This window comes from Deinococcus sp. KSM4-11 (assembly GCF_004801415.1).
In the GTDB taxonomy this organism is placed as follows: domain Bacteria; phylum Deinococcota; class Deinococci; order Deinococcales; family Deinococcaceae; genus Deinococcus.
The window spans coordinates 996187-1014327 of the sequence record NZ_SSNX01000001.1 but is presented as its reverse complement, the minus strand read 5'-3'; the positions used below and the strand labels follow the sequence as shown (position 1 = coordinate 1014327).

The 18141-nt window shown below is 69.8% G+C and carries 19 protein-coding genes; 7 read left to right on the top strand and 12 right to left on the bottom strand.

All coding sequences use genetic code 11. The annotated features are described in order from the left end of the window. Positions 1-4 precede the first annotated feature (4 nt). A complete protein-coding gene (locus E7T09_RS05145; protein WP_136388023.1) occupies positions 5-568 on the bottom strand; it encodes a peroxidase-related enzyme in 564 nt (187 codons plus the stop codon). Positions 569-811: 243 nt separating this feature from the next. Between E7T09_RS05145 and msrP the strand changes: the two genes are divergently transcribed. Both msrP and msrQ read left to right on the top strand, forming a co-directional pair. Continuing rightward, complete coding sequence (gene msrP, locus E7T09_RS05140; RefSeq protein ID WP_136388022.1) at positions 812-1768, top strand: protein-methionine-sulfoxide reductase catalytic subunit MsrP; 957 nt, start codon at positions 812-814, stop codon at positions 1766-1768. After that, positions 1768-2433, top strand: coding sequence for a protein-methionine-sulfoxide reductase heme-binding subunit MsrQ (gene msrQ / locus E7T09_RS05135; protein ID WP_136388021.1), 666 nt, complete (start codon positions 1768-1770; stop codon positions 2431-2433). The genes msrP and msrQ overlap by 1 nt, the downstream gene beginning before the upstream one ends. 119 nt (positions 2434-2552) lie before the next feature. Here msrQ and E7T09_RS05130 read toward each other — a convergent pair whose 3' ends face one another. From E7T09_RS05130 to E7T09_RS05120, 3 genes are read right to left on the bottom strand one after another with little or no spacing between them, the layout of a single operon-like run. Next, positions 2553-3446 carry an ABC transporter permease gene (locus tag E7T09_RS05130; protein WP_136388020.1) on the bottom strand — a complete coding sequence of 298 codons (894 nt, stop codon included), beginning with the start codon at positions 3444-3446 and terminating at the stop codon, positions 2553-2555. Positions 3447-3468: 22 nt separating this feature from the next. Next, entirely contained in the window at positions 3469-4524 is a 1056-nt protein-coding gene (locus tag E7T09_RS05125) for an ABC transporter permease (protein ID WP_136388488.1), read from the bottom strand. Then, positions 4524-6080, bottom strand: coding sequence for an ABC transporter ATP-binding protein (locus tag E7T09_RS05120; protein ID WP_205746941.1), 1557 nt, complete (start codon positions 6078-6080; stop codon positions 4524-4526). The genes E7T09_RS05125 and E7T09_RS05120 overlap by 1 nt, the downstream gene beginning before the upstream one ends. A 125-nt stretch (positions 6081-6205) precedes the next feature. Between E7T09_RS05120 and E7T09_RS05115 the strand changes: the two genes are divergently transcribed. After that, the gene (locus E7T09_RS05115; RefSeq protein WP_136388018.1) at positions 6206-6781 is read left to right on the top strand and encodes a PhoU domain-containing protein; all 576 of its coding nucleotides are present in this window, start codon (positions 6206-6208) and stop codon (positions 6779-6781) included. A 66-nt stretch (positions 6782-6847) separates the two neighbouring features. Further along, the gene (locus E7T09_RS05110; protein ID WP_136388017.1) at positions 6848-8638 is read left to right on the top strand and encodes a M3 family oligoendopeptidase; all 1791 of its coding nucleotides are present in this window, start codon (positions 6848-6850) and stop codon (positions 8636-8638) included. Positions 8639-8651: 13 nt separating this feature from the next. Here E7T09_RS05110 and E7T09_RS05105 read toward each other — a convergent pair whose 3' ends face one another. Continuing rightward, positions 8652-10265, bottom strand: coding sequence for a S49 family peptidase (locus E7T09_RS05105; protein WP_136388016.1), 1614 nt, complete (start codon positions 10263-10265; stop codon positions 8652-8654). Positions 10266-10374: 109 nt separating this feature from the next. Beyond that, positions 10375-10977, bottom strand: coding sequence for a c-type cytochrome (locus E7T09_RS05100; RefSeq protein WP_240741619.1), 603 nt, complete (start codon positions 10975-10977; stop codon positions 10375-10377). 82 nt (positions 10978-11059) lie between these two features. On the opposite strand from E7T09_RS05100, the gene E7T09_RS05095 reads away from it, so the two are divergent. Then, positions 11060-11809 carry a helical backbone metal receptor gene (locus E7T09_RS05095; protein WP_136388015.1) on the top strand — a complete coding sequence of 250 codons (750 nt, stop codon included), beginning with the start codon at positions 11060-11062 and terminating at the stop codon, positions 11807-11809. Between the two features lie 34 nt (positions 11810-11843). On the opposite strand, the gene E7T09_RS05090 is transcribed toward E7T09_RS05095, so the two are convergent. Next, a complete protein-coding gene (locus tag E7T09_RS05090; protein WP_136388014.1) occupies positions 11844-12455 on the bottom strand; it encodes a TetR/AcrR family transcriptional regulator in 612 nt (203 codons plus the stop codon). 85 nt (positions 12456-12540) lie between these two features. On the opposite strand from E7T09_RS05090, the gene E7T09_RS05085 reads away from it, so the two are divergent. Next, positions 12541-13113 (top strand): MOSC domain-containing protein, encoded by a 573-nt coding sequence (locus E7T09_RS05085; protein ID WP_136388013.1) that lies wholly within the window; start codon positions 12541-12543, stop codon positions 13111-13113. Here E7T09_RS05085 and E7T09_RS05080 read toward each other — a convergent pair. The 3 genes from E7T09_RS05080 to E7T09_RS05070 are packed head-to-tail and all read right to left on the bottom strand — an operon-like array spanning position 13100 to position 14849. After that, complete coding sequence (locus E7T09_RS05080) at positions 13100-13762, bottom strand: LrgB family protein (protein WP_136388012.1); 663 nt, start codon at positions 13760-13762, stop codon at positions 13100-13102. The genes E7T09_RS05085 and E7T09_RS05080 overlap by 14 nt on opposite strands. Beyond that, positions 13759-14157, bottom strand: coding sequence for a CidA/LrgA family protein (locus E7T09_RS05075; protein ID WP_136388011.1), 399 nt, complete (start codon positions 14155-14157; stop codon positions 13759-13761). Before E7T09_RS05075 ends, E7T09_RS05080 begins: the two co-directional genes overlap by 4 nt. Continuing rightward, the gene (locus tag E7T09_RS05070) at positions 14154-14849 is read right to left on the bottom strand and encodes a 5'-methylthioadenosine/adenosylhomocysteine nucleosidase (RefSeq protein ID WP_168734703.1); all 696 of its coding nucleotides are present in this window, start codon (positions 14847-14849) and stop codon (positions 14154-14156) included. The genes E7T09_RS05075 and E7T09_RS05070 overlap by 4 nt, the downstream gene beginning before the upstream one ends. Before the next feature lie 63 nt (positions 14850-14912). Here E7T09_RS05070 and E7T09_RS05065 point away from each other — a divergent pair, with 63 nt between their 5' ends. Further along, on the top strand, positions 14913-16112 hold the full coding sequence (locus E7T09_RS05065) for a MalY/PatB family protein (protein WP_240741618.1): 1200 nt from the start codon (positions 14913-14915) through the stop codon (positions 16110-16112). A 178-nt stretch (positions 16113-16290) separates the two neighbouring features. Here the strand turns inward: E7T09_RS05065 and hisG are convergent, their stop codons facing one another. Continuing rightward, positions 16291-16938, bottom strand: a complete 648-nt coding sequence (hisG, locus tag E7T09_RS05060; protein ID WP_136388008.1) for an ATP phosphoribosyltransferase — start codon at positions 16936-16938, stop codon at positions 16291-16293. Further along, positions 16935-18077: an ATP phosphoribosyltransferase regulatory subunit gene (locus tag E7T09_RS05055; protein ID WP_136388007.1), complete on the bottom strand. Its 1143-nt coding sequence runs from the start codon at positions 18075-18077 to the stop codon at positions 16935-16937. The genes hisG and E7T09_RS05055 overlap by 4 nt, the downstream gene beginning before the upstream one ends. Positions 18078-18141 lie beyond the last annotated feature (64 nt).

The window sequence follows — 18141 nt, the reverse complement described above, 5'->3', positions numbered from 1 at the left end:
CTGGTCAGCGGTGCTGGGCGTGGTACTCCGCGTTCGGCACGAAGCCCAGCGCACTGCTCACGCGGTTGGTGAGGTTGAACATGCCCACCACCTGCACCAGTTCCAGAATGGCGTTATCGCTGAGCCCGGCGTCCCTGAGGGGCGTCAGGTCAGCCTCGGTCATCTCGGCCGGGGACAGGGTCAGTTTTTCCGCGTACGCGCACATCGCCGCCTCGCGCGCTCCCAGGCGGGCATGCCGCCAGTTCACGGCGACCACGTCTGCCAGCACCGGATCGGCCAGCAGGCCGCGCAGAGCCGCTCCATGCGATACCTCGCAGTACACGCAGCGGTTGGCGCCGCTGACAACCACGGCCAGCATCTCCCGGTCGGCCGGACTCAGGAACCCGTCCTTGTTCACGAGCAGGTTGAAGTACGCCCACCATGCCAGGAACTGGTCACCGTTCAGGGCCTGCGCCCGGAAGACGTTCGGCACGAAGCCCAGGTTCGCCCCGGACTTCTGCCACAGTTTGCGGACGCCCTCGGGCGCGGACGCATCGTCCGGCACGGCCAGCCAGGAAATAGTCGTCATGATCCCCGCAGCTTACGCCAGGAGCGGGTGAGCACTGACCGCCGAGGGTGCTCGCACCAGCACCGTCAGTCAAGGGTGGCCCATCCGGTCGAAGGAGTGAGCCAACTGCCATCGGTCACAGGCCGTGTACAGCCGTCATGGGCGGATATGGCGCGCTGTTGGGCGTGGGCGTTCGGTGCGTCTAGCGACGGTTGATTGATCCATTTCCCGTCAGACTCCGTATCAGTGGTAAGGAGGCTTCACATGCCAGATTCCAAGGATCCGCAGGACACCAGCCGCACGGGCCGCCGGGACTTTCTCAAGAACGCCGGCCTGTTCACCGTGACCGCTGCCGGACTGGCCGGTGGGCTGGAGGCCCTGACCCGCCGCCCCGGTGCAGGCAGCGCCGAGGCGCAGGGCACAGCCTTCGTGCGCCCTGCCCGACCCCTCGGGCCTTACGACACGAACGAGGCCGTCACGCCTTGGGATCAGGCGACGACCTACAACAACTTCTATGAGTTCGGCACCGACAAGGGCGACCCGGCCCGCCTGGCGGCCAGTCTGAAGCCCCGCCCGTGGACTGTGAAGATCGACGGCGAGGTGAAGAAACCCCAGACAGTGGACATCGACACCCTGCAGGGCTGGTTCCCGCTGGAAGACCGCATCTACCGCATGCGCTGCGTGGAGGGCTGGAGCATGGTCATGCCCTGGCTGGGCTTCTCGCTGGCCTCCCTGATCCGGCGCATCGAACCCACGAGTAAGGCCAAGTATGTGCAGTTCACGGCCCTCTACGATCCGAAGCAGTTCCCCGGTCAGCGCGGCAATGTCCTCGACTGGCCGTATGTGGAGGGCCTGCGGCTGGACGAGGCGATGCACCCGCTGGCCTTCATGGCGGTCGGCCTGGACGGCAAGGTGCTGCCGGGCCAGAACGGGGCGCCGCTGCGGCTGGTCGTGCCGTGGAAGTACGGCTTCAAGAACATCAAGAGCATCGTGAAGATCACCCTGACCGCACAGCAGCCCAAGACCACCTGGGCGCTCGCCGCGCCAGACGAATACGGCTTCTACGCGAACGTGAACCCGGCCGTGCCGCACCCCCGCTGGAGTCAGGCGACCGAGCGGCGCATCGGTGAACTGAGCCGCCGTCCGACGCTGCCCTTCAACGGGTATGTGGATCAGGTCGCGGGGCTGTACAAGGGTATGGATCTGCGGAAGAACTTCTGATGGAACGGCCGGTTTCTGCCACACGGACCACCGCGAGCCCGGCCCGGCCCCGCGCGGGTGCGCGCCCGCTGGGCTGGCTGGTGCCGGCGGTCACGGTGGGCGGCCTGATTCCGGTCGCCATCCTGATCCAGGACGCCCTGACCGGCCTGCTGGGTGCGAATCCGATCCAGCGGGCCACCCTCCAGACCGGCCAGCTGACGCTGCTGCTGCTGGTACTGTCACTGGCCTGCACGCCCCTGCGCCTGCTGACCCGCTGGACGTGGCCCGCCCGGATCCGCAAGAGCCTGGGACTCCTGGCCTTCGGGTACGCCACCCTGCACTTCCTGATCTACCTGTTCGACCACGGGTTCTCGCTGGGCGTGATGACCGACGATGTCGTGAAGCGGCCCTTCGTGACCGCGGGCTTCACGGCCCTGCTGCTGCTGGTGCCGCTGGCCCTGACCAGCCGCAAGGATTCCGTGAAACGCCTGGGATTCCAGCGCTGGACGCGAATTCATCAGCTTGTGTATGTGGCGGTCAGCCTGGGCGCGCTGCACTACTACTGGGGGGTCAAGAAGGATCACACCCCGCCGCTGATCTACGCGGGCGTGATCGCCGCGTTGTTCCTGATTCGCTGGCTGTGGCCCCGCCTGCGTCCGGTCACCAGGGGAGCGAGGGTGGCCTGACCCTGGGGACGGCCCACGCGACGCCGTCCACGATCTCTGCCATGTGTGGTATGCAGCCAGACTGACCAGCCCAATACTGGGTTCGACGGCAGTGTGAACAGAGATGGTGCTGTGCTCTCCTAGCGCTCACCGCGCACGTAGGCGCGGCCCAGTCCGGCCGGAGCAGACCCGGCCTGCCCACGTCGTCCCGCGAGGGCCAGCACCACGAGCACCAGCACGAAGGGCATGGCGCTGAAGACCTCGGTGGGAATGGGGCTGTTGCCCTGCAAGCGGAACTGCAAGTAGTACAGGAACCCGAAGAACAGGGCGCCCGCCACCGCCCGTAGTGGTTGCCACGCCACGAAGATCACTAGGGCCACCGCGATCCAGCCCAGGCCGCCGGCCATGTTGTCGGACCATGCGGAGCGGTACGAGAGCGACAGGAACGCGCCCGCCAGGCCGCCGAGGGCGCCCCCGCCCATGACGGCCAGCACCCTCACCAGCCCGACGTTGACACCCAGCACGTCGGCCGCGGCCGGGTTCTCGCCCACCGACCGCAGCGTCAGGCCGAACCGGGTGGCGCTCAGCACGAAGGCCAGCACCCCGGCCAGAAGCAGGGCCACCACCGTGAAGGGGCTGATGGTCAGGCTGCCCAGCGTCCAGTCCGGCACCTTGTTGAACAGGGGAGCCCCCTCGAACCGCTTGCCGAGCAGGCCCGCCGCGCCGGTGCCGAGCAGGGCCAGGGCCAGCCCGCTCACGAACTGGTTGGCGCGCAGCATGACCGTGGCCAGGGCGTGCAGGGCGCACAGGGCCGCGCCCGCCAGCATGGACGCGATCACGGCCACCCACAGGTTCGCGTCGGGCGCGCTGGCCGCCACGGCGAAGGCCGCGAGGGCCCCGACCGCCATGACGCCCTCCATGCCCAGGTTCACGACGCCCGCCCGCTCGTTCACGATGGCGCCCAGACTGGCGAGCAGCAGCGGTGTGCCCACCGCCAGCGCCCGCACCAGCGCCTGGATGATGATGTCCGTCATACGTCCCTCCGATTTGCCACCCTCACGCGCGGCCCCACACGACCCGGTGGCGAACGAAGACCTCCGAGGCGATCAGGCACAGCAGGATCACGCCAGAGAACACGTCCACCACCCGGAACGGCATGTTCAGGTCGATCTTCAGCAGGTCTCCGCCCGCCAGGATCACGCCCATCAGCGGGGCCGTCACCAGGCACAACGCCGGATTGCCGCGCGCCAGCCACGCCACGATCACGGCCGTGAAGCCGTAACCGAGAGAGATCTGCCCGGCCTCCAGCAGGCGGTGGTGGATGCCCGCGACCTCGCCTGCTCCGGCCAGACCGGCCGCCCCGCCGGTGATCAGGGCGACAGCTGTGGCAATGCCGACCGCATTCAACCCTGCGTAACGGGCCGCGCCGGGATTCTCGCCCACCACCCGCAGCGCGTAGCCGAAGGTCGAGCGCGTCAGCAGCCATTGCAGGCCCAGCGCGACCGCGATGCCCAGCAGCAGCGTGGGCCAGTGCACCTGCGTTCCCGGAACGACCGGCAGGTAACCGCTGGCGGGGATGTTGTCGGTGTAGATGTACCCACGCACGTCTTTCCCCTTCCACGGCCCCGCGATCAGGTAGGTCACGACGGCCACGGCCACGTAGTTGAGCATCAGCGTGGACAGGATCTCGTTCACGTTCAGGCGGCGCAGCCACGCGGCCAGCCCAGCCCACAGGCCCCCGCCCAGCGCGCCCATGACGTACATGGCCGGCGCGACCAGTGGGCCGGGCAGTGGCACGAACAGCGCCACGCCCGCCGCAAACACCGCGCCCAGCAGCAGTTGCCCCTCCGCACCGATGTTGAAGAACTGCGCCCGGAACGCCAGTGCCAGGCCCGAGCCGATCAGCAGCAGCGGAATGGTCCGGCGACCCACCTCGGCCAGCCCGGTGCTTGCCCCGAGGGTGCCGCTGAGCATCGAGCTGTACACGGCGAGCGGCGACACGCCGTACACCACGAAGATCAGCGCGCAGATGAGCAGCGCCACCACGACGGCGGCCAGCGTCACCAGTGCCGACCGGGCTGTGCTCGGGGCGGGCAGGGCCACGAAGCGCATCACGCCGCGCCTCCGCCGACCACGCCCTGTTCCGCGCCCGGCACGGAGTGGGGGTGGGCGCCGCCCATCAGCAGCCCCAGCGACTCGCGCGTGACCTCGGCCGCCGGGAAAGGCCCCAGCAGAGCCCCACCGACCATCACCCCGATCCGGTCCGACAGGCTCAGCAGCTCGTCCAGGTCTTCGCTGACCAGCAGCACGCCCGCGCCGCCCTGCGTGCGCTCCAGCAGCACCCGGTGCACCTGATCCGTCGCGCCGATATCCAGGCCGTAGGTGGGATGCACCGCTAGGATCAGTTTCGGTGAGCCCGCCAGTTCTCGCGCCAGGATCAGCTTCTGGATGTTGCCGCCGCTCAGCAGGCGGCTGGGCGTGTGAATCCCCGGCGTGGCCACATCGTAGGCCTGAACCTCGCGCCGCGCCAGGTCGTCCACCTGATTCAGGTCGCGGGCCAGGCCGCGCGCCAGCGGCGGCTGGTCGTAGGCGCGCAGGGCGACGTTCTCGGCCACCGTCATGCTGGGAACGGTGCCCGAGTGGATACGGTCCTCGGGAATGTGCGCCACGCCGGTTCGGAACCGCGCCTGCGCTCCACCGCTCAGGGGCTGTCCGTCCAGCGTCACCGCCCCGGTGGCCGCGTGCAGGCCCGCGAGAACCTCGACCAGTTCGCTCTGGCCATTCCCGGCAATGCCCGCCACACCCATCACCTCGCCGCGCGCAAGGTCGAAGGACACGCCGCGTAACGCGGGTAATCCGCGCGATCCGGTCGCGCTGAGGTCACGCACCGTGAGTAACGTGTCGGGTGTGGTCGGCCCCGCGCCACGTTTGCGGGTGAAGTCTACCGAGCGCCCGACCATCAGTTCCGCCAGAGATTCTCGGGTCGCGCCGGCCGTGGGCACGCCGCCCACCACCCGGCCGCGCCGCAGCACGGTCACGCGGTCTGCGATATCCAGCACCTCGTCCAGCTTGTGCGAGATGAAGATCAGGGAGCGGCCATCGGCACGCAGTTCGCGCATCACGCGGAACAGGCCCTGCGCCTCCTGCGGCGTGAGCACCGACGTAGGCTCGTCGAGGATCAGAACCTGTGCGCCGCCCAGCAGCGCCCGGATGATCTCTACGCGCTGTTTCTCGCCGGGCGACAGGTCGGCCACGCGCGCCGACGGATCGACCTCCAGACCGTACTTCCCGGACAGCTCCCGGATGCGGCCCGCGATCCCCCGCGCCGGGAACAGGACGCTGCCGCCCCCCAGTGCCAGGTTTTCCGCGACTGAGTGCCGCGCGACCAGCAGCGGGTGTTGGGGCACGAGCCCGATCCCGAGAGCCCGCGCCTGCGCCGGACTGCCGATCCGCACCGCCTTCCCGGCCAGTTCCACGTGGCCCTCGTCCGGCTGGTACAGGCCGTACAGAATGGAGATCAGCGTGCTCTTGCCCGCACCGTTCTCTCCGAGCAGGGCGAGCACCTCGCCACGCTGGAGGGTCAGATCGACGCCGTCGTTCGCCACGACCCCCGGAAAGCGTTTGGTGATACCTCTCAGTTGCAACACTGCTGGGGGGGCCACAGTCATGCCCTTCATCCTGACAGCACTTTCCCTCCGCGCACAGGCCAGCCGTCCGGCGCGAACCCCAGCCCGTCAAGACATGGTGAACGGGCCTTGACCGGATCATCACAGGCGCGCCCCATACTGCCCGCATGACGTCCGGCATCACCCCGGCAGGCCAGGCCAGTACCGCGCTGGTCACTGCCCGCTTCCTGAGGATGCTCAGCATCGTGCTCGAGCAGTTGGGCGCCGTGCGTGACGCCGACACCCGCGCCGAATTCGCCGGCCTGACCGCCCATGCCAAGATTTTGGAACGCGAGACGGACGCCCTGGAACGCGAGATCGAGGACGCCTGCCTGCACGCCTTCACGGTCGCCCGTGACCTGGAGACCTTCGCGCCCCGCGTGCGCTCCGCCACCCTGCAGGACGCCATGCCCATCGTCCGGCTGTTGTCGCAGATGGTCGAGCACCTCTCGTACGCTTTCGCGGAGCGCGACTTGAACGCCGCACACGCGGTCATGCGCCTGGATTTCGAGCAGGTCGACGCGCTGTACGAGCAGATGCAGCGCGCCAGCCTGACCCGCCTGCTGGAACGCCCCGAAGACACCGAGGTCGCGCTGACGGCCGGGCGGATGGCCCGCCACCTCGAACGCCTGGGCGATCACCTCGTGAATGTGGCCGAGCGGCTGGAGACATTGGTGCTGTGCCCGGAACGGGCCCTCCACTGAGGATGTCCGGCGAGCCCACACCTGGGTGCGATGTGCCGCTGGTGCGAGTGGCGATACAGTGCAGGTATGACCATCACAGACCTGCCGCGCTGGCGGACGACTGACCTGTATGCCGGTCTGGACGACCCGGCCCTCGCCTCTGCCCTGAGCGCGCTGGCCGACGATGTGGGCACGCTCGGTGCCCTGTACGACGAGCTGAACATCCACGAGCACGGCAACGTCGTCACCGTGCCAGCGCTGGAGCGGGTGCTGGACGCCACCAACCGCGTGACCAGCCGGGCCGCGACCCTGCGCTCGTACCTCAACGCCTTCACCTCCACCGACAGCCGCGACGCGGTGGCGCAGCAGTTGATGTCGAGGTTCACGACCACGACGCTTCCGCTGGGCCCTCTGCGCTCCCGCCTGACCGCGTGGTTCGGCGAACTGGACGAGGTCGCCATTGAGGCGCTGACGGCCGGAACTCCGGAGCTGGAGGCCCATGCGCACCTGATCCGCCGCGCCGTGGCCCTCGCGCGCCACCAGATGGGCCCCGCTGAAGAAGACCTCGCCGCGCGCCTGCGTCCCAGCGGAGCGGGCGGCTGGGCCAAACTGCACGGGAACGTCAGCTCCGTCCTGACCGGCACCTTCCGGGAGCAGACCCTGCCCGTGACGGCCCTGCGTGCCCTGGCGACCGATCCCGACGAGGCAGTCCGCAAGGAAGCCTTCGATGCCGAGATCGCCGCGTGGAAGACGGTGGACGTGGTCATGGCCGCATGCCTGAACGGCGTGAAAGGGGAGGAAGGAACGCTGGCCACCCGGCGCGGCTTCACGAGTCCCGTCGGGCCGAGCCTGCTGACACACGGCATCGACGCGCAGACGCTGGACGCCATGCAGGGAGCCGTGGCGCGCTCCCTGCCCGAGTTCCACCGGTATTTCCGGGCCAAGGCCCACGCGCTGGGCAAGTCCAGCCTGGACTGGTGGGACCTGTTCGCGCCCGTGGGGCACAGCGCCACCCCCTGGACGTACGACGCCGGAACCCGCTTCGTGGAGCGGCAGTTCCGCGCCTACAGCCCGGCCCTGGGCGACTTCGCCGCCCGCGCCTTCCGGGAAGACTGGGTCGATGCCGGCCCGCGCGACGGCAAACGCAGCGGGGCCTTCTGTATGCGCTGGGAGGGCGACCAGAGCCGGGTCCTGATGAACCACGATCCCAGCCTCGACAGCGTGAGTACCCTCGCGCACGAACTCGGACACGCGTACCACAACCTCCAGCTCGCGCACCTGCCGCCCCTGCAACGCGAGACGCCCATGACCCTCGCGGAGACGGCCAGCATCTTCTGCGAAACGATCATCCAGAACGCGGCGCTGGAGCAGGCCACCGGCGAGGAACGCCTGTACGCCCTCGAAACGCAGCTCCTCGGGCACGCCCAGGTGGTCGTGGACATCCACAGCCGTTTCCTGTTCGAGCAGGCCGTGTACGAGCGCCGGGCCGAGCGCGACCTGGTTCCTCAGGAACTGTGCGACCTGATGACGTGGGCGCAACGGGAAACCCACGGTGATGCGCTGGGCACCCTGCACCCCTACATGTGGGCCGTGAAGGGCCACTACTATGGCCTGCCGTTCTACAACTACCCGTACACCTTCGGCCTGCTGTTCGGCCTGGGCCTGTATGCCCAGTACCAGACGGCCCGCACACAGGGCGACGAGGCGGTACGGGACTTCCAGCGCCGCTACGACACCCTGCTTTCCCGGACGGGGCAGGCCACGCCGCTAGACCTTGCCCAGGGGTTCGGAATCGACCTGCGGGCCCCGGACTTCTGGGAGGGCAGCCTGGACGTCATCCGCCGCCAGATCGCGGCCTACGTGGAACTGACCGCCTGACCGCCCCGGCTGGTCAGCGCACCCTGATGTCCTGATCGAACCACGTCAACACGCGCTCGCGGCCGAACGGCCAGACCTGCACGCTGGCGGCGTGGGCGGCCTCCTGCACGAATTCCGGGAGGGGGCCACGGGATTTCGGCGTGGCGTTCCAGCTGGGGGCGTCGTGGGGCAGGCCCGCCAGTTCACGCGCGCGCTGCAGGCCCAGGCGCAGGTCGCCGAGTTCATCGACCAGACCGCGCTCCAGGGCGTCCGCGCCGCTCCAGATGCGGCCGCGTCCCAGTTCATTCACGCGCTCTTTGCTCAGCTTCCGGCCGTCCGCGACGCGCGAGGTGAAGCGGTCGTAGACCTCCTCGATGCTCCGCTCGACATGTCCACGCTCCTCGTCGGTGTACCTGCGGCTGCTGGAGTAGAGCAGAGCGCTGTCCCGGCCGACGCGTTCGGGGTGCAGGCCATGGCGGTCGTTGAAGTCCGTCATGACCGGTTTGCCGGTCACCACGCCGATGCTCCCGGTCAGGGTGTACGGACTGGCCACGATGTGCTTCGCGTGGGTGGCGACATAGTACCCGCCGCTCGCGGCATACTCGCCCATCACGACCACGACGGGCTTCTCGCTGCGCTGCACCTCGCGCCACATCAGGTCGGAGGCCAGGGCGCTGCCCCCACCGGAATTCACATACAGCACGATGGCCTTGGTCGCCTTGTCCTGCTCGGCGCGCTTCAGGGCGGCCACCACGGTGTCCGATCCGGCCTGCGGGCCGCCCAGCAGCGGCAGGGGCAGCGGATTGTTCTTGCTCTTCCCGGTCACGATGGTGCCGACCACGGGCACGACCGCCACCCGACCCGCCTTCGCGTTGCTGGGTTTCCCCGGCGTGAGCCAGTCCACGATGCCCAGCAGCGGCAGGGTGGCTGGGCCGACCAGCTCGTCCTCGTACGCCACTCGGGTAATGAGACCGGCGTCCAGAGCGCCCTGTGCGCTGGTGATCGTGCCGGACAGCCAGCCGGCCACCACCCCGGCGTCCACGCCGCGTGCCTGGGCCATGTCCTGAACCCACGCGCCCTCCAGGCCGTCCAGGTACGCCTGGAGCTGCTCGCGGTTCGCGTCGTCCATGTGTTCCTGCGAGAAGCGGGTCAGGGCGGCCTTGTACTCGCGGATACGCAGGTTCTCGAACTCGATGCCGTGCTTCTTCAGGAATGCGCCCAGGAAGGTAGGTTCGACCGCAAAGCCGCCCAGCATCACGTCGGCCGATTCCGGCGCGGCGATCTCCTTCGCGCCGCTGGCCGCGATCAGGCTCGTCATGGTCAGCTGTGGCACGTACGCCACCACGCGCTTGTGCTCGCCCAGGTACGCCAGCAGGCTGCGGATGGCGTGGGCGGTCGCCGGCGCGGCTGTGAACTCGCTGATCTTCACCAGCACGCCGTGCAGCCAGTCTGCGCCGCGCAGCTTCTCGATGCGGGCCTCCAGGGCCTCGAGTGTGTCCGTACGGTTCAGCAGGGCCTGGAGGGGGCTGGACGGCTGACGTTCCGGGTACGGGCCGGTGATGTCCAGCACGACCCAGGTGGGCCGCGACACGCCGCCCGGCAGGCCGCCCGAGGACTTGTTCAGGAAAGGCAGGGTAAACAGGGGCATATGCGTACGGTACGCGCCGCACCTGAGAAGCGTTCCCCGAACGTCACGTTTCGACTACGGAAACACAGAGGGCCTGCCCCGCGTGGGCAGGCCCTGCTGGACGCGCCCCTCAGTTGAGGGACTTGATCCAGGCGTGAATGTTGGCGATGTCGGTGTCGCTGACCTGCGCGGCCGTGAAGCGCGGCATGATGGTATTCAGGGTCTTCTGGGGAGTCTTGCCCTCGCGCAGGGCGGTGATCATCTGGGCGTCGGTCCAGGCCTTGGGGCCGTCGGCAGTGGTGAGGTTGGCACCGACGCCACCCTTGGCTGCGGCGCCGTGACAGCCCGCGCAGTTGCTGGCGAACACCGTCGCCCCCGCCTTCGCATCACCGGCGGCCGTGGCACTGGAGTCGGCGGGCATGGCCGCACCGTCCGCTTGGGGTTCAGCCGTGCTGCCGGTCGAACCCTGCTCGCCCCCGGCGGCGATCACGGCCCCGTTCTCTCCGGCCTGCGTGCCGCCCTGGCTGGCCGCCGTGTCTCCCTGCGCGGTCGACGGCCCGGCGGAGCCCGTCGTGGAGGCCGACGGACTGGGCGACGATTCGCCCGCCGTGGCCGCCTCACCGGATTTCGCCGGTTCCTCCCGCTCCGCGGTGGCCATCCGGTACCCGGCGAGAGAGCCGCCCAGGGTCAGGGCCAGCAGCAGCGTCATGGTGACGGCGAACGTGTTCTTCATGGGCCGAGCCTACCATAGCGTCTGGGGGCAAATGACCGGCCTGCACGCGCTCCGCGCCTGCACGTGGCCGTAGACTGCGGCCATGTCCCACCCGCTCCGCCTGGCCTCGCTGGTCGCCAGCAATTCCGACATCCTGGCCGCCCTGGGGGCCGCGTCCTGGGTCGTCGCGGTCGACCACCACAGCGATGCGCCCGGACTGGAGGCCGCCGTCCGGGTCGGGCTCGATCTGGACATCGACGTGGCCGCCCTGGCCGCCACCCGGCCCGATCTGGTGCTCGCCAGCCTGAGCGTCCCCGGCCAGGAACGCGTGGTGCAGCGTGTGCAGGCAGCTGGGTTGAACGTGATGGTTCTTGACCCGCTCAGCGTGACCGACACGCTGGCCGACATCGACTCGATCGGTCATGCCATCGGCCGGTCAGCCCAGGCGGCGGACGTCATCGTGGAATTGACGACCGCGCTGGACGCCCTGCATCGGATCTTTCCGGTGCCGCCGCGCGTGCTGGTCGAATGGTGGCCCCGGCCGATCATCGCGGCGACGCGCGATTCGTGGGTCACGGATCTGCTCTCCCGCCTAGGCGCGGTGAATGCCCTCGCGGAGCGGGCTGGCCGCAGCTCGCCGCTGACCCTCGAGGAGGTGCGGGCCGCGCGACCCGACCTGATCGTGTGCTCGTGGTGCGGCGCGAAGCGCCTGCGGCCGGAATTGATCGAGGCTCGGGGCCTGGGTGTGCCGGTCGTCGCCATTCACGAGAGCGGCCTGGGCCGCCCCGGCCCGCGCCTGTTGGATGGTGCCCGGCAGCTGTCTGCCGCGCTCGGCGCCTTGGCTTCCACCTGAGCCTGCAGTGTCCGGTGTCAGCCTCGACGATGACCTAACCGGCTCGACCCGCCGCCGCCGGGTCTGGCCAGCCGAGGAGGGCCCGCAGGCCGGACAGGCAGTCCGCCCGGTACGCCGAGAGCTCGGGCTGCGGATCTGCGAGAAACCTCACGCTCAGGCCCTCGACCAGCGCGCGCAGTTGACGGGCCCGCGCCGGGGCGTTTCCCTCCCCGGACAGCCGCGCGAGTTCCAGATCCAGGGTCAGCGTCTCGCGCAGGAAATCCCGCTGGACGTCCATCAGGGCCGGGTCACGGGTGGCCGCCGCCAGGAAATCCAGCGACACCGTGTAGAAGCGCCGGGTGTTCTCCACACCGTAGAACTGGTTGTCCACGAAGGCCCGCAGCTTCTGTTCGGGCGTGGCGGCCAGCCGCAGCGCCCGGCGGGTGGCCACCCCGATCGTCCGCGTGAACCTCCGCACCACGGCCGACAGCAGGCCGGCCCGGCTCCCGAAGTGGTACACCAGCGTGCCCCGGCTCACGCCGGCATGCGCGGCGATGTCCGCCAGGGTCACGCCCGCGTACCCCCGTTCGTAGATGGCGACGTAGGCCGCCTTCTCCAGGGCCGCGCGCCGGGCACGATCCTGGATGGGGTTGACCTTGCGCGCCATGTCCGTCCAGCATCCCGGCTGGAGGAAGGCGAGTCAAGCGAACGAACGCCCGTGCATGACGGTCTGGATCGGTACACTGACCCGTATGGAACTCCTGAAGGTCTGTGTGGGTCAGCCGCGTGCCGTCCGGAGCAAATCCGGCTGGACCGGAATCCACAAGCTCCCGGTCGATGGCGCCGTGCCGGTCGGACGGCTGGGCCTCAGCGGAGACCACATTCTCGACACCGAGAACCACGGCGGAGTGGAGCAGGCCGTGTACATCTACACCACGCCGGATTACGCCTACTGGGCCGAACGCCTGGGTCGGGAGCTGGAGCCGGGCACCTTCGGGGAGAACTTCCTGTTCTCGGAGCTGGAATCCGCCACCGTGTCCATAGGCCAGAGGTTTCAGGTCGGCACGGTCCTGCTGGAAATCGCCTCGGCCCGCATGCCCTGCGTGACCCTGGCCGAGCGGATGGGCGATCCGGGCTTCGTTAAAAAGTTCCGGGAGGCCCGCCGCCCCGGCATGTACGCCCGCGTGATCGAGGAAGGTGAGGTGAGGGCGGGTGATGCGGTGATCTGGGCTAACCAGCTTCCACAGGGGACGGAAACCATCCTCGACAATTTCGAGGCCTTCTACGCCCGCCATCCCGGCGCAGCCACGGTCACGACCGGCTGAGTCCGGCCACGACCAGGGTCACAATCAGCGCCGCGAGGCCCATGCCGATCGAACTGGCCGCGCCCGTCAAGTCGCCCTCCTCGCGGGCGCGGGCCGTGCCGATTCCATGTGACACGGCCCCGATGGCGATCCCGCGTGCCAGCGGGTGGCGAATCCCCAGCCGCGTCAGCACCGGGGGAAGGATCAGGGCCCCCAGCAGGCCGGACAGCACCGCGAGCGTGGCTGCCAGGGCGGGAGGCGCGCCGGTCAGGTGCGCGAGTTGCAGGGCCACGGGACTGGTGGCCGGGGCGGTCAGCAGGGAGCGTTGCGCGTCGGTGTTCAGGTGCAGCGCCCGGGCCAGACCGGCATCGACGCCGACGGCTGCCAGGGTGCCCGCCAGACCACTCAGGGCGAGCGCCCGCCATTGCCGGATCAGCAGGGCCCGCAGGCGGTACAGCGGCACCGCCAGCGCCACGACAGCCGGCGCGAGCAATCCCTGGATCGGCCCGACCTCCCGCAGGTAGGTGGCATACGGCACGCGGGTCAGCAGCAGCAGGGCCGCGACCAGCAGCGTGGCGATCAGGGTCGGGTTCGCCAGCGGTGAGCGCACCCGAACCTGCGCGACCACGCCCAGCGCGAAGGCCAGCAATGTGACGGTGATCCAGGTCACGCGCCGTCCCGTACCAGACGGGACGCGAGCCCGCCCGCCACGCCCGCGCCCACCAGCAGTCCGGCCGCCATGACCAGCACCCACCAGCCCCACGCGGCCCCCGCCGAGAGGTACCCGATGAAGCCCACGGTGGCCGGCACGAACAGCAGGCCCAGAATGCCCAGCAGGCCGTCGGCGGCGTCCGAGATCCAGTGCAGGCGGATCACGCGTGTACCCAGGGCCGCCCACAGCAGGGCCATACCGGTCACCGAACCGGGGAAGGGCAGGTGCAGGGCGGTCACCAGCCCCTGGCCCAGCACCGCGAATCCCAGCAGGATACCCAGGCCGAGCACGAAGCGGGCTGGAGCGGGAAGGCGGGCCGTGACCGAGACCCCGGCCTCCTCCGGGCCCGTCACCGGGCGGGGTTCATTCCGGCCAGCATGCCCCGGACGACCTGCTTGGCATGTCGCGCGACCCTGGGCATGAACTCGCGGTAATCCACGTTCGCGCCGGTGTCGGCCGTGTCACTCACCGAGCGGATCACCACGAAGGGCACGCCCGCCTTCGCGCACACCTGGGCCACCGCCGCGCCCTCCATCTCGGCGCACGCGGCCCCGAAGGTCTCCCGCAGGCGCGTCACGCCCTCCGGCGAAGCGATGAACTGGTCCCCGCTCGCCACCCGGCCCTCGATGACCTGCACGCCCTCCACCGACCGGGCGGCCCTGACCGCTGCGGCCCGCAACCCAGGATCTGCCGTCCACGCGGGCGACTCCCCGGGCACGGTCCCCACCTCGTAGCCCAGCGCGGTCACGTCCACATCGTGCTGTACGAGATCCGTGCTGACCACGAGATCCCCGACCTGGAGCTCCGGGTGAACGCCGCCCGCCACGCCCGTGAACACCACGCTCGACGCTCCCTGCATCAGCAGGTAGGTGGTCGTCATGGCGGCATTCACCTTGCCGATTCCGGCCCGCGTGAGCAGCACCGGCACGCCGTCCAGCACGCCCCGGTGCAGCGTCACGCCCGGAAACGTGAGATCCTCACGGGCCTGTAGCTCCGCCAGGAGCAGTTCGATCTCCTCGTCCATCGCGCCCATGATCGCCAGCATCCGCCCCAGTGTACCCGCGCCGTCCTTGCCGGACATTCACGAGCCCGGCGTATGCTCGGACGCATGACGAGCCTTCCCCCGCAGGCCGCCGACGCGCGTGACCACCTGGACGTGACCGCGCTGCGCCACCCCGATTCCATCAAATGGACGCTCTACCCGCCAGATGTCATTCCGCTGTGGGTCGCGGACATGGACTACCCGGTCGCTCCGGCGATCCTGGCCGCACTGCAGGAACGCCTCACGCGCGGCCTCGGGTACCACCAGCTGCGCGGCGATCCAGAACTGATGCCGCTCCTGCACGCCCACCTGGCCACCCAGGGCCTCGATGACCTTCCCGAGGACGGCATCGCGCTGCAGCCGGGGGTCGTGCCCGGCCTGTACGCGGCCGTCCATGCCCTGACCACCCCTGGGGAACCCGTGGTGACGATGGTCCCCATCTACCACCCCTTCCACCTGGCGATCACCGATCTGGGCCGCCGGGTGGCCGGTGTGCCCCTGCGCGAGGGCGAGGATGGCTACGAGATCAACTGGGCCGCCATGGACGCCGCCGCGCGCGGCAGCCGCCTGCTGATGCTGTGCCACCCGCACAACCCCACCGGGCGCGTGTGGTCGGCCGGGGAACTTGAAAAACTCCGTGATCTGGCGATCGCTCGCGACCTGTTCGTGGTGAGCGACGAGCTGCACGCCGACCTCCGCTTCACCGGGGAGGCCTTCGAGGCGTTCGCGGCCGATCCGCGCGTCCGCAGCCGCACGATCACCCTGACCGGGCCGTGCAAGGCCTACAACACCGCCGGACTCGGAATCGGCGCCATGCTCAGCCACAACGCGGGACTGGTCAAACGGGTTCGCACGTCCGCCGGCGGCCTGATGGGCCACGAGGGGGCGCTGAGCGTAACCATGTGGCGGGCCGCCCTCAAGGAAGGTGGCCCGTGGCTGGCCGATACGGTCGCCTACCTCCATGCGAACAGGGACTTCCTGATCGACTACCTGCGCACGAACCTGCCGTGGGTACGCGCGTACACGCCGGAAGCCACGTACCTGGCCTGGCTGGATCTGCGCGACCACCCGCGTGTCGGAGACATCCAGTCGTTCCTGCTTGACGAGGCGAAAATTGCCGTCCATGACGGGCCGGTCTTTGCCCCCGAAGCGCAGAAGGCGCAGTACCAGGGCTTCATCCGCGTGAACTTCGCGACCAGTCGTGCCCTCCTCACCGAGGCGCTCGACCGCATGACGACGGCGCTGACCGCCACTCCTCAGGGTTAGGGCACGGCATGGCGAGGAGCGACCCGGTGTGACCTGGGTCGCTCACCATTTGGCCGTGCCGAACGCCTGACCTGTTCGGCGGCCTTCGCGCGTGCCAGTCGTCTCCCCAGTCAGATCCGCCGGGCAACCGGGGAACTGGCTGATTCTGCCTCGCGGGCGCCGGGTTCTGGCCAGGTGGTCAGCCGGGCTGAGCCTCGGCGACCACGTCCCGCAGGCGCGCGATCAGGGGATGCAGTCGATCCCGGCGTAACTTGAGCGCCGCGCGGTTCACGATCAGGCGGGCGCTGGAGTAGAACAGCACGTCCAGTTCCTCGAGGTTGTTGGCGCGCAGGGTGCTGCCCGTCTGCACGAGGTCGATGACCGCGTCCGCCAGACCCGTCAGGGCGGCGAGTTCGATATTGCCGTTGAGCTTCACGATCTCGGCGGGCATGCCCTGCGCGGTCAGGTACGCCTGGGCCGCGCGCGGGTATTTCGTGCCCACCCGGTTCACCGGCCCGGTCGCACCGACCTCGCGGATCAGGGACAGTCGGCACGGCGCGAAGTGCAGGTCGATCGGCTCGTACACGGTGCGGCCCGATTCGACCAGCACGTCTTTGCCCACGATCCCGGCATCCGCCACGCCCAGGTCGACGTACACCGGCACGTCCTGGTTGCGGAGTTCGAGCACCGTCACGCCGGGAAACTCGTGGCGGAGCGCGCGGCTTTTCTCCGGCAGCGTGAGGGGCAGGCCCGCGCGGGCGAGCAGGTCGATGGCCTCCTCCAGAATGCGGCCCTTCGGCAGGGCCAGGGTGAGATGATCGGGCGCGCGGCCCGAGTGGGGGCTCATGCCTCCACCTCCTGCCAGGTCGTACCCGTGATCCAGCGGTCGATACCGCGCTCCCGGCTGTAGGCGCGCAGGGCCGCCAAATCGTCCGTCCACGCGAGTTCTGCGGACAGGCCCTGGTCGCGGGCCGTCCGGGCGCCCTCCAGATCCAGGGCCAGGACGACCTCCGGTTCGGCGGGCAGGGTCGGGGCGGCGGCGCGGGCCAGCCGTTCCAGGCCGATCGCAAAGCCCGCGCCGGGCAGTCCTCCGTCCAGCGCATAGCGGCCGCCCCCCAGCACGGGTTGGTTCAGTCCCGGCGAGTACGCGCGGAAGGTCACGCCCGTGTAGTAGTCGTAGCGGCGGCTCACGCCCAGATCGAACAGCAGCGGCTGGCGCACCTGCGCGGCCACGTCCCGCAAATGCGCGACGGCCGCGCGGGCCCGCATGCCCTGGGCCATGCGCCCGGCGGTATCCAGCACTTCCGGGCCGCCGTACAGGTCCGTCAGCGCGTGAAGCGTGCGTGTGACATCGGCCGTCAGGCCGTCCCGGCGGGACAGCACGTCCACGTCTGCGCCGCTCTTGCGGTCGATCGCGAGGTGCAGCTCCTCGCGGGCGCGGCCGTGCAGACCCGCGTCCTCGAGCACGGCATCGACGAAGCCCGGATAGCCGACCTCGAGCTGCGCATCCACGCCCACGTCGCGCAGGGCCGCGTCGGCCAGGTGCAGCAGTTCGGCGTCGGCGCGGGCGCTCTCTACGCCGATGAGTTCCACGCCCGACTGGTTGAATTCGCGCAGGCGGCCCAGTTCGCTGGTCAGGGCCCGCAGCCACAGGCGGCCCGCGTACTGGAGCCTCAGCGGGAACGGCCCGGCCGGGAAGCGCGTGCGGGCCAGACGGCCTACAGCGGTCGTGAACTCGCTGCGCAGCGCCAGCACCTGCCCGCCCGAGTCGATCAGTTTGAAGGCCAGGGCATCCTGCGGGTGCGCGCTGCTCGCGAACTCCAGGGCGGGCACCTCCACGCCCCGGTAGCCCCACGCGCTGAAGGTGGCCGCCAGCCGGGCCCGCAGGGCTTCCCGATGGCCCCACTCGGGCGGCAGCACATCGCGGGTGCCCTCGGGAATCCCGGGACTGGACGGACGGAGGGACGGGCGGGCGGGCGCACTCACGGGGGCATTCTAAGCGTCGCCCATCGCGTCACGGTCAGCCCGTCCAGCCACGCCCCAACGGTCG